The sequence below is a fragment of the Dolichospermum sp. FACHB-1250 genome (assembly GCF_014696335.1).
Lineage (GTDB): Bacteria > Cyanobacteriota > Cyanobacteriia > Cyanobacteriales > Nostocaceae > Dolichospermum > Dolichospermum planctonicum.
Genome location: NZ_JACJPZ010000004.1, coordinates 108887 through 123423 on the forward strand (window position 1 = coordinate 108887; position 14537 = coordinate 123423).

Annotated in this window: 12 protein-coding genes; 2 read left to right on the forward strand and 10 right to left on the reverse strand. The window is 37.3% G+C overall.

Annotated features, from left to right (window positions below; all coding sequences use genetic code 11):
- Positions 1–40: 40 nt before the first annotated feature.
- The 3 genes from H6F39_RS02635 to H6F39_RS02645 all read right to left on the reverse strand — a co-directional run bounded on the left by H6F39_RS02635 (position 41) and on the right by H6F39_RS02645 (position 6072).
- Complete coding sequence (locus H6F39_RS02635; RefSeq protein WP_028084705.1) at positions 41–997, reverse strand: RNA polymerase sigma factor, RpoD/SigA family; 957 nt, start codon at positions 995–997, stop codon at positions 41–43.
- A 670-nt stretch (positions 998–1667) separates the two neighbouring features.
- Positions 1668–4976 carry a carbamoyl-phosphate synthase large subunit gene (gene carB / locus H6F39_RS02640; RefSeq protein WP_190372739.1) on the reverse strand — a complete coding sequence of 1103 codons (3309 nt, stop codon included), beginning with the start codon at positions 4974–4976 and terminating at the stop codon, positions 1668–1670.
- Between the two features lie 541 nt (positions 4977–5517).
- Positions 5518–6072, reverse strand: a complete 555-nt coding sequence (locus H6F39_RS02645; RefSeq protein ID WP_137906554.1) for a Dps family protein — start codon at positions 6070–6072, stop codon at positions 5518–5520.
- 349 nt (positions 6073–6421) lie between these two features.
- Between H6F39_RS02645 and H6F39_RS02650 the strand changes: the two genes are divergently transcribed.
- Entirely contained in the window at positions 6422–6679 is a 258-nt protein-coding gene (locus H6F39_RS02650; RefSeq protein ID WP_137906555.1) for an Asr1405/Asl0597 family protein, read from the forward strand.
- 15 nt (positions 6680–6694) lie between these two features.
- On the forward strand, positions 6695–7315 hold the full coding sequence (locus H6F39_RS02655) for a (2Fe-2S) ferredoxin domain-containing protein (protein WP_190372738.1): 621 nt from the start codon (positions 6695–6697) through the stop codon (positions 7313–7315).
- A 146-nt stretch (positions 7316–7461) separates the two neighbouring features.
- Here the strand turns inward: H6F39_RS02655 and H6F39_RS02660 are convergent, their stop codons facing one another.
- The 7 genes from H6F39_RS02660 to H6F39_RS02690 form a co-directional block, all read right to left on the reverse strand.
- Positions 7462–7785, reverse strand: a complete 324-nt coding sequence (locus H6F39_RS02660) for a type II toxin-antitoxin system RelE/ParE family toxin (RefSeq protein WP_190372737.1) — start codon at positions 7783–7785, stop codon at positions 7462–7464.
- A gap of 6 nt (positions 7786–7791) precedes the next feature.
- Positions 7792–8115 carry a type II toxin-antitoxin system ParD family antitoxin gene (locus H6F39_RS02665; protein ID WP_228036400.1) on the reverse strand — a complete coding sequence of 108 codons (324 nt, stop codon included), beginning with the start codon at positions 8113–8115 and terminating at the stop codon, positions 7792–7794.
- A gap of 73 nt (positions 8116–8188) precedes the next feature.
- Positions 8189–8740 carry a hypothetical protein gene (locus tag H6F39_RS02670; RefSeq protein WP_190396167.1) on the reverse strand — a complete coding sequence of 184 codons (552 nt, stop codon included), beginning with the start codon at positions 8738–8740 and terminating at the stop codon, positions 8189–8191.
- 15 nt (positions 8741–8755) lie between these two features.
- On the reverse strand, positions 8756–9046 hold the full coding sequence (locus H6F39_RS02675) for a HigA family addiction module antitoxin (RefSeq protein ID WP_190396168.1): 291 nt from the start codon (positions 9044–9046) through the stop codon (positions 8756–8758).
- 140 nt (positions 9047–9186) lie between these two features.
- Positions 9187–11229 (reverse strand): serine/threonine-protein kinase, encoded by a 2043-nt coding sequence (locus tag H6F39_RS02680; protein WP_242028597.1) that lies wholly within the window; start codon positions 11227–11229, stop codon positions 9187–9189.
- Positions 11230–11731: 502 nt separating this feature from the next.
- Positions 11732–12862, reverse strand: a complete 1131-nt coding sequence (locus H6F39_RS02685; protein ID WP_137906562.1) for a CO2 hydration protein — start codon at positions 12860–12862, stop codon at positions 11732–11734.
- 59 nt (positions 12863–12921) lie between these two features.
- Positions 12922–14424, reverse strand: coding sequence for an NADH-quinone oxidoreductase subunit M (locus H6F39_RS02690; protein WP_137906563.1), 1503 nt, complete (start codon positions 14422–14424; stop codon positions 12922–12924).
- Positions 14425–14537 lie beyond the last annotated feature (113 nt).

Here is a 14537-nt window from a genome sequence, read left to right on the forward strand (position 1 = left end):
TGGGGAAACTCCACCCATAAAGAAAGCAGAAAACAAGCGACTAACTTGCAAGATATTCATTCATAGTGGCTTTAGATTTGCGAAGTTTACTTAAAGCTTCGCGTTCAATTTGACGAACCCGTTCCCGGCTAATATTCAGGACTTCACCAATTTTAGCCAAAGTTAAGGATTGTCCATCTTTTAGTCCAAAGCGTAGACTAATTACATCCTGTTGTTGGGGGGTGAGTTCTGACATCATCCGCTCTAAGTCATAAGATAGGGAAGTTTGCATGACAAAATCTTCCGGTGTTGCACCTGTATCTTCTAACATTTCCCCAAGTTCAGTATCATAATTATCTCCTAAACGCAAATCTAGAGATAATGGCAGACGAGCCTTTTCTAGATATTCTCGCACCTGTTTAGGTGTGAGGTCTAATTCTTGGGATAACTCAGCTATCGTAGGCGCACGTCCCAGACCTTGGGATAGTTGACGCTGGGCTTTTTTAATTTTATTGAGTTTTTCGGTAATATGAATAGGTAGGCGAATAGTCCGGGCTTTTTCGGCAATAGCACGGGTAATAGCTTGACGAATCCACCAATAAGCATAAGTAGAGAATCTATAGCCTTTAGTGGGGTCAAACTTTTCTACACCTCTTTGCATACCAATACTGCCCTCTTGAATGAGGTCAAGTAAATCAACATTGCGCTTAATGTACTTTTTGGCAATAGACACAACTAATCGGAGATTGGCCTCTACCATTTTCCGTTTGGCTATTTCACCTTGGGAAATGGCCTGATTTAATTCTGATACTTCTAAATCAGACGCTGCGGCCCATGCTTCTAAACTTGGTGGATGACCCAACCGGGTAGCAAGACCTTCCCGGATCTCATGCAAGGCAGTAGATCGTTGCACCTGTTTACCATAAAAAATCTCTTCTTCGTGGGTGAGGAGTGGCACACGGCCAATCTCACGCAGGTAAGTCCGCACGAGGTCGGTGGCTGTTTTAGCGGTCTTCATGGCGCTACTCTTTGGTAATGGTGGGTTACACTATTGTGTGCTGTGTGTTGATAGATTCGTGAACCGAATCATCGTATTGGGAGGTTGCTACCTAATTGGACAGGAAACCCTGATGATGGTTGACAACAAAAGCGCCTAGTCAAAGACTGTTGCTCATCTTTTGGGAAATTAGGTATTTTACTGCTAAATACTACAGTTATATCCTGGTTTTTACAAGTATCTATAGCTTAGATACAGGGTAGCAAGTCAGATATTTTTTGCGTCTTTAGCGATATTAAGAATTGTAACATTTATGAGAATAATTTGACTACCGCAAAATCCGCACTTTCCCAGCAAACTGACATCACCTCAAAATCTCAAGTTCCTGAACATCGTAGATTTAAAGGGTTTGAGCCAAATTCTCCACGAAAAAATTCCTTCCTCATATTTGTTAAAATATCTCAATAATAACCATAATTATTCTCTTGTAACAATTGCTTAATGTTTGTGTTAATGGTCCATGGTTAAGAAAATAGGACTGAGGTAAAGGTAAAATCCGGTTGAAACCTACTTTTTTCCTTCCTGTCCTATCCTTCGACAACACCTGCGCTGAACGCTTCTATTTCTAGAATGTGGTTCATTCTCTCGTCACTGGGGCTTAGGTCTTAAAAAAATAACTGACAATTGACAATTAACTCTTAGGACAGTATTCCTGGATAACTTTGACATCTAAGGTGGTATTTTGCAGAGAACGGATAGCAGCGACTGTAGCCCTAGCGCCAGCAATGGTGGTAATAATGGGGATTTTGTAACCTAAAGCTGTGCGACGAATTAACTTAGAATCTGCATGAGCTTCTTCTCCAGAGGGTGTATTGATAATGAGTTGAATGTTGCCATTTTTGATAGCATCAAGAACATGGGGACGACCTTCATGGAGTTTAAGAATTGATGTCACCTCTAACTCGGCTTTTTGCAGAATTTGGCGTGTACCTTGGGTGGCCATAATTGTAAAGCCTAATTTAATAAACTCTTTAATCACATCTGCGGCTAAAGGTTTATCTCTATCACTCATAGACACAAATACAGTTCCCTGAAGTGGTAGTTTTTCCCCCGCACCTAATTCGGCTTTAGCAAAAGCGCGGCCGAAATCGCTATCAATGCCCATTACTTCCCCTGTTGAGCGCATTTCTGGACCTAATATGGTATCTGTACCCGGAAATTTACTAAATGGTAAAACGGCTTCTTTAACGGCTATATGTGAGGGAATAACTTCTTTAGTGAATTTCAATTCCTCTAAGGTTTTACCCGACATAACCAAGGATGCGAGTTTGGCTAATTGTACGCCTGTTGCTTTAGATACAAAGGGAACTGTCCGTGATGCTCTGGGGTTAGCCTCCAGAATATACACCTGGGGAGAATAACTATTATTACCAACTATGGCGAACTGAATATTCATTAATCCCACTACGGATAGAGCTTGTGCTAGTTGTACTGTCCATAAACGGATTTGGTTTAGCACTGCTGGAGATAGGGATATAGAAGGTAAGGTACAAGCGGAATCACCTGAGTGAATACCCGCTTGTTCGATATGTTCCATGATGCCACCAATAACAACGTTACCAGTGTGATCGGCGATCGCATCTACATCCACTTCAATGGCATTTTCTAGGAATTTATCAATTAAAATGGGGTGTTCTGGTTCTACTTGAACTGCAAAGGTCATATACCTTTCTAACTCAGTATCAGAATAAACTATTTCCATTGCTCGTCCTCCCAGTACATAACTAGGACGCACCACCACTGGATAGCCAATACGCTTGGCAACAATTAAAGCATCTTCATAACTTCTAGCCATACCATTAGGCGGTTGAGCGATATTTAATTCTTGAAGAATCTTTTCAAACCGTTCTCGGTTTTCCGCCATGTCTATAGAATCAGGTGATGTTCCCCAAATCTGGGGATTTTGGATTTTGGATTTTGGATTTTGGATTTCCCCATTTTGTGAAACATTAAAAATGGCTGCTTGTTGTTGAAGATACTCTTGCAATGGTACAGCTAATTTTAATGGTGTTTGGCCACCAAATTGGACTATTATCCCCAGGGGATTTTCGGCTTCAATGATATTGAGAACGTCTTCTTTTGTTAACGGTTCAAAATAGAGGCGATCGCTGGTATCATAGTCTGTAGAAACCGTTTCTGGGTTAGAATTGACCATAATAGTTTCATACCCGGCATCATGTAAAGAATACGCAGCATGACAACAACAATAATCAAACTCAATCCCTTGTCCAATACGGTTGGGACCACCTCCCAAAATCATCACCTTGGGTTTATCGCTAGGTAATACTTCCGTTTCTTCTTCGTAAGTAGAATAATAGTATGGAGTCAGGGCTTCAAATTCCGCCGCGCAGGTATCAACGGTTTTGTAAACAGGGATAACTTCTAAGTATTTGCGATAGGTGCGAACTTCGTCTTCCTTAGTTTTAGTACAATATGCTATTTGGCGATCGCTAAAGCCATTTCTTTTGACAGCATACATCTGTTCTTTTGTCAACTGCTTTAAGGGAGTGCGTTTGAGAAACTTTTCTATTTCTAGCAGTTCTTGTAACTTATCTAAAAACCAAGGGTCAATGGCTGTTAATTCGTAAATTTCCTCATTACTAATTCCCAATTGCATAGCATGACGTACAGAAAAGATTCTTTCTGGGTTTGGTGTCCGCAACTGGGCGCGAATTTGTTCACCGCTGGGCAATTTTTCGGACTTATCAGCACCCCAACCAGCGCGGCCTGTTTCCAGAGACCGCAAAGCCTTTTGAAAAGATTCATTAAATGTGCGGCCAATGGCCATGGCTTCACCCACTGACTTCATTTGTGTCGTGAGTACCGATTCAGAACCAGGGAATTTTTCAAATGCAAACCGGGGAATTTTTGTGACAACATAGTCAATGGTTGGTTCAAAACAAGCGGGGGTTTTCTTGGTAATATCGTTTTGTAGTTCATTCAACGTATAACCCACCGCTAACTTAGCCGCAATTTTGGCGATAGGAAAACCCGTAGCTTTGGAAGATAAGGCCGAACTTCTAGATACACGGGGATTCATTTCAATTACGACTACATCACCATTTTCGGGATTTATTGCAAACTGGATATTAGAACCACCGGTTTCTACACCAATTTCCCGGATAATTTTAATGGCCATGTCCCGCAGCCGTTGATATTCCTTATCGGTGAGAGTTTGAGCAGGGGCAACCGTGATAGAATCTCCTGTATGAATCCCCATGGGGTCGAGATTTTCAATAGAACAGATAATAACAACATTATCGGCTAGATCTCGCATTACCTCTAATTCATACTCCTTCCAGCCCAATAAAGACTGGTCAATGAGAATTTGGGAAACCGGACTAGCGTCAATACCCACCTGGGCCATTTCTTCAAATTCTTCTTGATTATAGGCGATACCGCCCCCCGTCCCCCCCATTGTAAAGGCTGGACGGATAATTAGGGGATATGTACCGATTTCTAAAGCGATCGCTTTTGATTCTTCTAAAGTAGAAGCTGTACCGCTGGGACACACTGCTACGCCAATTTTCGCCATAGCCTCGTTAAACAGTTTCCTATCTTCGGCTTTTTCAATGGCTGGTAATTTCGCACCAATTAACTCGACATTGTACTTTTCCAAAACGCCATTTTTTGCCAAAGCCACAGCTAAATTCAACGCAGTTTGTCCACCCATAGTTGGTAACAAAGCATCTGGTCTTTCTTTGGCGATAACTTTTTCCACTATTTCCGGTGTCAGCGGTTCAATATAAGTGCGGTCTGCTGTTTCGGGGTCAGTCATAATTGTCGCTGGGTTGGAATTGACCAGCACTACTTCATAGCCTTCTTCTCGCAAAGCTTTACAGGCTTGAGTTCCAGAATAATCAAATTCACAGGCTTGGCCAATGACAATGGGTCCTGAACCTAACAGGAGAATTTTTTTGAGGTCTTGACGACGGGGCATAGTTTTTACCTTAGATGACAAAAATACAAATCTTGGACTATTTTAAAGGTCTTTACCCCCTATCATGCCATTCATTATCAACTTTTCCGGGTAGCGAACTGCTTGCAGCAGTGCTTCGCTATCACTAACAGAGGAAAGAATTATGGATATGGAGGATTTTTCTGACTAGTTTTCATATTTTTTGTTCACGCAGGGGCGCAAAGACGCAGAGAGGTTAAGTGTTTATTTATTGGTTATAAGTTATAATAATCAAGTTGTTGCCAAATATTTTTATTTGCTTAATTATTCTTTTTGACATAGATTATCAATAATTTATTTTTAGATATATGTGAAATATTTAAGAAATTGCATTTATATTTAAATGGATAAATGACAATATTTTTAATTAGCTTTAATTAGCTAAATATAAAAAATATGCCATTATAAAAAATGGCAGAAAGCATAATTTATACTTTTCTGCCAAAAGGATTAATTTTGTAAAATTCTCAATTACTAAAAATTTTTACCATTTAAGTTTAGTTGAATCGAGATTACGAAAAGTTTAGTTTTCAGCCCGTTGGACAAAACCCAAGGTTAAACTATCTTTGGCTAAGAAGTGAGCTAAATGATAAGCTCTTTCTTCAGTTTTTAAGAGGATTTTTTCGTACAAATACCTTGTACCTCTATCACCCAAACTCTCAGCCTGTGAAGCTTGACGGCGAATTACACCAATTAATGCTTGTTCGGCTACTAGATCATTTTCTACCATCTTTCGCGCCGAAAATACACCATCTGCTTCTGTTTCAAAACAGCATAATTCAGCTAATTTACTAAAACTTGCTGCTGGTATTCCACCCAAACCATTTAAACGTTCACCGATTTCATGAATGTGATCTTGTACTTCTTTGTAGCTGGAATTGAAAAATTCATGCAGGGAATTAAATTCCGCACCTTCAACTACAAAATGATGTTTTTGATATTGTAGATACAATGCCTGAAAACTAGCTAATACGACATTGAATCCTTCAACAACTGGTGCGGTTACACTGTGATCTAATAATACAGGATTGTCATAAACCTGACCAAAATTGTGTAATATAGTTTGCGTATCAGACATGGTTTTCCTCTCTTTTTAAGAGTTATAGTTTTTAACTGCTTACCTTTAACATCTTAGCATTTTTAAAATAAAAACAAGGCTACTAAATATTAAAAACTTTGACATTACTAGTAATTGCAATCATCAATTTTTGTAATATATCTACCTTTGTAGCTATATATATTGACTTAAATCACAAAATGTGCATATCCACCAATTTAAAAAAGATGAGATTTTTTCTCAAAATTAATGACAATATTTTGCACTTAGTGTATTCTAGAGAAAGAGGCTAAACTCCCACTAAGTTGTAAATTTAGGCTGTGAGTTTCTAGTTTTACTGCAATTTTATGGCATTTTGGGGGCTATCCACTTGAAATCTTCTAGCTCAGAAACAGACAAAAAGCACGTTATTGATATAGATTGGGCAGACCGTTGGCAGGTTTATCAACGCTTACAAGAATTAGATATAATTTGTATTTGTGATACTAACCAGCCTTTAATGGTAGAAGTAAATAACCTCACCGCAGCTATTCAACTCTGGAGTGTAATTAAACAATTTACTGCTTCTCGTCAAGACTTGATTGGGAATCTTGAAAATTGTTGGTGTATTCGTTACCAAAAATTTTAGTTAGATAGGGGAAAAATGAGTATATATACTAATTCACAAGTAACAGAATTTTGTTTTGAGGGCAGATTTTTGGATTTTGTCATCAAGGATGGATATAAGCTAAAAGGCTTGTTATTATGGACTTCCGAAGGTGAATGTTATATAAAATTAGCCAAACATTTACGGAGTGCTTTTGATTTGCGTTTACCTCAAGGGACTTGGTTACAAGTTGTAGGAACAAAACAATACAACGCCAAAAAAGATCAGGTAACATTGGTAGCGGAACGAGTTATGGCTGCGAGTGCTGATATGGGAACGGTTGTAGAGCAAAATCTAGCTAAGACGAAACCGGACAAAGTGCAAACAATTCTAGTTTGTCAAAAATCTGATTGTATGAAGCGCGGAGGTAAAGCTTTGTGTCAAGCTTTGGAGTCAGAATTAACAAATCATGGTTTAGAAAATTCAGTCGCTATTAAAGGTACTGGCTGTATGAAAAACTGTAAAGCTGGTCCTAATTTAGTTATGCCTGATAAAACTCGTTATAGTAAAGTTAAAGCCGAACAGGTTGCAGATTTAATAGATAAGCATTTTTCTGGGGAAATTCGGGAGAAAAGGGAGGATTTAATGGTAAATATTCCCACTTTTGTTGAAGTTTAGATCCGTAGGGTGTGTTAGCGACAGCGTAACGCACCCTAAACTTGATTAAAGAAACAATCATTACTTTTAATTATTTATTATCATTAATTCTACGTTACCCTGTTATTGGTTATTGTTGGGTTTCCTTGTGTCAACCCAACCTACGTTCATAATTGTAAATCCTCATCTAATATTGTTCCGATATCTCTTGCACTATGAATAACTCGCAAAATATCAATTTCTGATTCAAAAATGCGATAGAAAATCAGATATTTTCTAAATCCTTTAATTGATTGTTGTCGAAGATCTGTTAAATTAGGATGAGAAAATTGACAGATTTTTCCCATAGCTGGAGTTTTAGCTAATTGTTTAAATGTTGTTTCTGCTGCTATTAAAAAGCGGTCAGAAACATCTGAATTATCTTCTGCTATGTAGGTTGCTAAATCTATCAAGTCACGGATAACTTGAGGTCTTTTTTTAATTTCAAACATCACAAGCTAAATTGCACCTTGACGGTTGTTAATTTTGTCTCTGACTGCTTGACGAATATCTTCCCATTCTTGTGCTGTCATTTCTGTAGCTTCTCCAGAATTTAATCCTTCTAAAAGCATGGTCTGTAGTTGTTCCTTTGCTCTTTGTTTTTGGTCTTGTCGTACTAATTCCCGAAAGTATTCGCTAACACTGCTGTAACCACCTTGTGCTACCAGTTGTTCTACGTAAGCTCGCATGGTGTCAGGTAAGGAAATATTCATACTTTTCATGAGGTGATTTCCGTGAATGTTATTTTCTATATTATGGCAGGTTTTGTCATTTTCTGCCATTACTAGAAAAAACGATTGATCATAGTTGGTGTTGTTGGGTTTCCTTGCGTCAACCCAACCTACAAATATATAGTTAGTTAATTGCAACAGAAGATAGAGTAAGGGATGATAGGAAAATCATTATTTCTTGTATTAATGAATGTTGTTGTAATATCTTAATTTCTTCATCATTGATATTACTAAATATTTTCTCATTCATTGATTGTTCTTTTCCTAATACTGTCTCTAAAAATTCTTTAGGTTTGCTTTGAGCAAATTTCCATTCTAAATCATTAAATTGACGTTGGGTGATTTTTTCAATTAATGGTTTATTTTGGAGAAATATAATTTCTATTTCAGGAATAGCTAAAGATACTTGAAAAGGGGTTTTAGCCGCAGCACGACGTAATAAATAATTAATTAAATCCCTTTTTTCAAATATTTGAGATTCGTTATCTGTATTAGCATCTAAAATTAAGATTACAGGAATATGTCTAGTAGCAATTAGAGAACTTGCTAATGATCTTACTTCATACTGACTGTCACCTACTACTATTTTCACATCTTGAATTAAATTTTTAGGCAGTAATTTTTCTATGATTTCTTGGTTTTTATTACCTTCTAATACTATATAAGATAAAGTCATGATAGAACCTCTGTTTTAATAAGGAATAATTTGATTTAAAATTTCTCCTAAATTTCTTTTTGCTGCCATTATTTCATAAGCATTTTGCAATCTTAAAAAATAACCATCTGAAAGTCTAAAATAGCGACAAAGACGTAAATCTATATCTGCCGTCATTTTAAGTTTACCTGCAATAATTCCTTGAATAGTAGAATAAGTTAAACCTAAATTAACAGCTAAAGTATTTTCGCTGATGTCTAATTCTTCTAAAAATTCATATTTTAAAATTTCACCAGCATGGGGATTATGTAGTAAGTTGTTTTCCATGACTTTTTATCCTAATGGTAATCCACTATTTCTATATTATAAGCATTTCCATTTTCCCTGAATTATTTATTATCATTAATTCTACGTTACGCTATTATTGATTATTGTTGGGTTTCCTTGCGTCAACCCAACCTACTAAATTACTGCATATCGACATATTCATTTACTGCTGCTAGAGATTCACCTCTTATTGCTATCCTCAATTGGCGAGCTTTATCCTCGTCTCCTAAAAGTGAAATCAGTTCTCTTTTTTGTGGTTCGTTAAGCCTAAGAAACCATTGTATGAAAGCTTTTAAAATCTCTGTTGGTGAACCTGATTTCTGACAAAGAAAGCAAACATCTACTACATACTCTGTTGGAACAAGGTATCGTGATACTCTACTACATTCTTTACCAGAGGCATCCTGACTAACAAGACACTCTAATAATAACATATCTTCATCAGCACTATTGTATGCTAGCTTGCTAACAACTACGGCAGCAGGATATCTTGGCATTATTTCTCCTGTTGAACTAAGCCAGGAAAATTGAGCCAAAACTAAAGAGTAATGATATCTACTTTTAATACATGATGCTATTGAAGAACTATCATTCTTATGATTTTGACAACTATTCGCCACATAGACCAGTATATTCATATTAATATTAATCTGTAAATTGCTTCTCTTTGGCGTTAATAACAAATCCGAGCTATTTTGAACATTTCCCACAATGGGAGGTGTAACTTCCCAAGGTTTAGTAACATCAATTACATAATTATTTGAAGATGGTACATTTTCTAGTTTTTTCCACCCTACTTCTGGTAGTTGTTGCTGCTTTGAAATTGCCTCATTTATTGTTAGTTGTTTTGTTTGCAAAGCCTGTTTAGCTTTTTCAGTTTGCATTACCACCTGTTGTCTTTGTTTTTCTAGCAATATAGCTTGTTTTCTCTGTTGCGCCCATATAGCTGCCCTAATTTCTTTTTCCCGTCTCTCACTTTCTTGTTTTTCCTGTAATTCTCTAGCTGCTTTTTCTTTTAAAATAGTCGCTTTTCTCTTTTGTTCAGCTTTTAAAGCAGCAGAAATACTAGGATTGAGAACGGGTATTTTGTTGTTATTATTAGGTCGATTAAATGCAGCAATAGCAAAATATCCCACACTTAAACCAATCAACCATTTCCACATTTGGCGATTTTTCTGACTTGGTTTAGCCGCAGGTTGCACTGATTTACCTGGACTAACAGAAACCGTCGGTAAAAAACTACTTTTTGATTGAATATTGGTGGTATTTCCGAAAATATAAGGTTGATTTAATGCCTTTTCAATTTTCTGCAATCTCTGGAAAATAACTCTCGTATTTTCAGGACGCTGATTTGCTGTAGGAGCAATTAAATTATCAATTAAATCTGCTAAAAGCGGAGAAATATTAACTGCATATTTTCGCCAATGTAACTCATTAGTCAGAGGATGATAAATAGCTTTATCCTGGGGTTCTTTACCTGTCAGCAAAAATATAAAAGTCCGTCCTAAAGCAAAAAAATCTGACTGTTGTACAGAATAACCGTTTTGTTGTTCTGGTGGTGAATAACCTTGAGAAATAATTCTCGTATGGGAATTTCTCGCTAAAATTGTGGTGGTGATTTGTCGCACTGCACCAAAATCAATTAAGACAAGTTGCCCACTTGGTCGCAGCATGATATTTTGAGGTTTAATATCACGATGAAAATATTTTTGAGCGTGGACTAAAGCCAGAATTTCTACTATTTGTTTGAGCCAATTGAGAGCTTCTTTTTCAGCAATAGGTTGATATTTACGAAATTCCATCCATTGCTCTAAATTTACTCCTGCAATTTTCTCCATTACTAAACAATGCAATGGTACAGAGCTATTTTTAGGTAAAACCGTAAAATAACCATCTGCTTCGACTTTGGGAATACCCACACTGTTTAACTGACTCAAAACCTTGGCTTCTTGTTGAAACAATTCCACCGCTTTTGAGTTATTTTCAGTCAGCACTTTTAAAACTTTGGTTTCTCCACCGTCGTCAATTTCAAAGGTGTTCCCAAAACCACCTTGTCCTAGTTGTTTGAGTACCCGATAACGATTTTGCAGCAGTAATTGTGACCCACAGTTACGACAAATAGGATTATTTGCATTTGCTAGGTCAATGGGTTTGGGACAGTGCGGGTTGATACAATAGCTCATGACGCAAAAACCAGTCTTATCAATAAGTGACTGTTATTCAGATCCAATCTGGAATTTACAGCGAGTTCAGTTTGAGTGAGGTACACCTTACCTTGTGCGGGCATCTTGCCCGCACCACAAGAGTTTTATTATTAATATCTGTACTTCATAAACGGATAACTGCTGTAAGAATCCAAGCTGGTAATAATACTTCTAAAGACAATATTAGTATGATAACTCATACTACGTATTTGTGGCAACTGCTGATGTTATAGCAATTTGAGTCTTGAAGGGGTTTTTAACTAACCACTCCAGACACAGACAACAACCAGAAGAGTCATCTATAACTAACTCCCAATTAGTCTTGTTTTATTTAATGGTATTTAAAATTGCTTATGCAGTGAAGATAGTTCTTCCTCGTCGGTACTATGATAACACAGTCCTAGCTTCGTGTCAAGAGATTTCTTTCTTTTAAATCCGCAAAAATTATTTTTTGGCAATATGATAGGGTAGTTATATTAGCCTATTTATTGACTTCTAATAACCGGGAGTTTTCTAATCTTGACAGCCACTTTTCTAAATAAACTTGAATGGCTTTTTTCTCAGATGGATCTTGAGTATCTAATGGATAAGGTAAAAGTCCTAAAATTGCGGCCGTGGTGACGCAAAACATGGATTTTTGGAAACTCATACAAATTTGTACTCGTAAATCATCTTCACTCCTGAGACTGCGACGATAAATACTATGTAAATATTCTGGCAAATAATGACGCATATCCTGCATTAATAAAGTTGGGGGAATCCCCGCACCACCAATAGGTAAAGGATCGGCGTATAATGCACCATATTGGAATCGAGATTGATCTGGAGGAACTTGATATGCTTGGGCGTTTAAAGAAACTGTTCCTAAAAATGGTGTTCCTCTAAAAAATACTGCTTCTACATAGGGAATTGCGGTATCTGCAAGGAAGGTTAAACCAACTGATTTAGGAATAATATCATAGACTTTACCACCAATTTTGACGCTGTATGTAATTGGTTTAATTGCATCTGCAACTAAAGCCAGTTTAATATGTTCTACAACTTGGGGAATAGATTTAATTTCGCCGTTGTCATAGCGGTCTGATAAATTCAGAAACATATCAGCCATAACTCGCCAAAATTGACCTAAACCAGTGTAATAAGCTGAAACTCGTAACTGTTCTGTTAAAAATTCAGGAAATAGTTGATTTAATCCCAACAGCAGGGGATTATATTTAAATTTAGCAGCAATAACGGTTTTTGCTCTATCTTGAAACTCCTGAGTATCTAAGTATTTGTCTAAACCGCCACCACCATGCCACATCATGGTTTTCATGCAATATTCAGCATATTCAAAATTAATCCGATCATGCCATAAATGACGGATTAATTTAGCAAAAGAAACATCACCATCAAAATATTTAAAGAAGGGAAAAAACACTAAAAATTGATGTTCAGCGATGTAAATGAGGTTTTTAGAATAGGCATCTAAAACTATACCATAACTTTTGAGAATGCCAACAACTTCTAAAACGTTTTCGGGGCTATCTTTGAGTAATGCACCACCATTTTGTAAGCGTTCAAGATACTCAGATAGGGGGTTGTAAGCGGGCTTTTTTTCAGTTTTTACCATACTATTTCTCCTGTAATTGAATTAGAACTCAAAAGTTAAAAGGCTGAATAATACGACTTTTAACTATTTTGAATAGCTATTTTATGCTCACTGTTGTGTACTAGATTACTGGTGTTTACCATGGTGGTAATTGTGGTTTCGGTGTAATGTGCCAGCCAGGTGGGTTGAATGCCGAAAATGAGGATAAATACAGCTAAAATAATAGCAGGAAGGCGATCGCTCCAGTAAACACGAGGTAGGTTGTAAAGTTCCTCTGATAACCGTCCAAAAAAGGCACGATTGACAAGATTTAAGAAATAAACGGCAGTTAAACCATTTCCTAACATTCCCAACAATGTTTGGACCGGGAAAACTGCAAAACTGCTGCGAAAAACGATAAATTCGGCAATAAATCCCACCATTCCGGGTATACCTGCACTAGCCATGACTCCCATAATCATTAAACTACCAATCAGGGGTAAACCGCGTTCTGGATTGAGTAGTCCCCGAACCACGTTTAAATCTCGGCTACCAGTTTTTTTATAGACAACTCCTACTAACAGGAATAACATAGCGGATATTAATCCGTGACTAATCATTTGCATAACTGCCCCTAATACGCTTAGAGGAGTAGATGCGGCGGCGGCTAACAAGACATAGCCCATGTGTCCGATAGAACTATAAGCCACCATTTTTTTCATATCTGTTTGCGCTATAGCACAAGAAGCTCCAAATAAAACACTAATTACTGCCCATGTAGCTAACCAAGGGGCTAAATAAGCCCAAGCATCTGGTAACAAATTCATGCCAAATCGCAGTAGGCCATAGGTCCCTAACTTCAGTAGTATTCCAGCCAAGAGAACAGATATGGGTGTAGAAGCTTCAACGTGGGCATCTGGTAGCCAAGTATGGAAGGGAAAGAGGGGGATTTTAATGCCAAAACCGACCAAAATGCCTACAAGGAGTAAAATTTGAGTAGCTAAGGGCAGATTTTGAGTATTTAAGGTCAAGAGTGCAAAACTGGAAGAACCACTTAACCAAACTATACCCAGGAAACTAGCTAAAATGACGATTCCCGAAAAAGCGGTATAAATGAGAAATTTTGTGGCTGCATAACCTCGTCTTGCACCTCCCCAAATGGCAATTAGCAAATACAGGGGTATTAATTCCAACTCATAGAACAGGAAAAATAATAATAAATCCTGTGCTAAAAATGCTCCAATTACCCCAGTGGTTAAGAGAAAAATTAAGGAATAGTAAAATCTAGGACGTTGTTGAGATTCATCACTACTATAAATAGCAATACAAGTTAATAGTCCATTCAGAAGTAATAACGGCAGGGATAAACCATCTATACCCAGATTGTAATTTAAGCCAATGGCATCTACCCAAGGTAGGGATTCTGCAAATTGTTGAGTAATGTCTCTGGGGTTAAACTGAATGGCTATGAAAATACTCCATAGAAAAATAACAACGCTAAAAACTAAAGCTATAATTCGGGCTAGTTTACCAGAGATGGTAGAAGGATAAAAACCAATGAAAGCCGCAGCAATTAACGGCAGTAAAATCAATGTACTGAGCATAGTTGACAGTTGACAGTTGACAGTTGACAGTTGACAGTTGACAGTTGACAGTTGACAGTTGACAGTTGACAGTTGACAGTTGACAGTTGACAGTTGACAGTTGACAGTTGACA

Coding starts and splice junctions, on each gene's coding strand:
- H6F39_RS02635 (WP_028084705.1), bottom strand. CDS start 997: ATGAAGACCGCTAAAACAGCCACCGACCTCGTGCGGACTTACCTGCGT.
- carB (WP_190372739.1), bottom strand. CDS start 4,976: ATGCCCCGTCGTCAAGACCTCAAAAAAATTCTCCTGTTAGGTTCAGGA.
- H6F39_RS02645 (WP_137906554.1), bottom strand. CDS start 6,072: ATGTCTGATACGCAAACTATATTACACAATTTTGGTCAGGTTTATGAC.
- H6F39_RS02655 (WP_190372738.1), top strand. CDS start 6,695: ATGAGTATATATACTAATTCACAAGTAACAGAATTTTGTTTTGAGGGC.
- H6F39_RS02660 (WP_190372737.1), bottom strand. CDS start 7,785: ATGTTTGAAATTAAAAAAAGACCTCAAGTTATCCGTGACTTGATAGAT.
- H6F39_RS02665 (WP_228036400.1), bottom strand. CDS start 8,115: ATGGCAGAAAATGACAAAACCTGCCATAATATAGAAAATAACATTCAC.
- H6F39_RS02670 (WP_190396167.1), bottom strand. CDS start 8,740: ATGACTTTATCTTATATAGTATTAGAAGGTAATAAAAACCAAGAAATC.
- H6F39_RS02675 (WP_190396168.1), bottom strand. CDS start 9,046: ATGGAAAACAACTTACTACATAATCCCCATGCTGGTGAAATTTTAAAA.
- H6F39_RS02680 (WP_242028597.1), bottom strand. CDS start 11,229: ATGAGCTATTGTATCAACCCGCACTGTCCCAAACCCATTGACCTAGCA.
- H6F39_RS02685 (WP_137906562.1), bottom strand. CDS start 12,862: ATGGTAAAAACTGAAAAAAAGCCCGCTTACAACCCCCTATCTGAGTAT.
- H6F39_RS02690 (WP_137906563.1), bottom strand. CDS start 14,424: ATGCTCAGTACATTGATTTTACTGCCGTTAATTGCTGCGGCTTTCATT.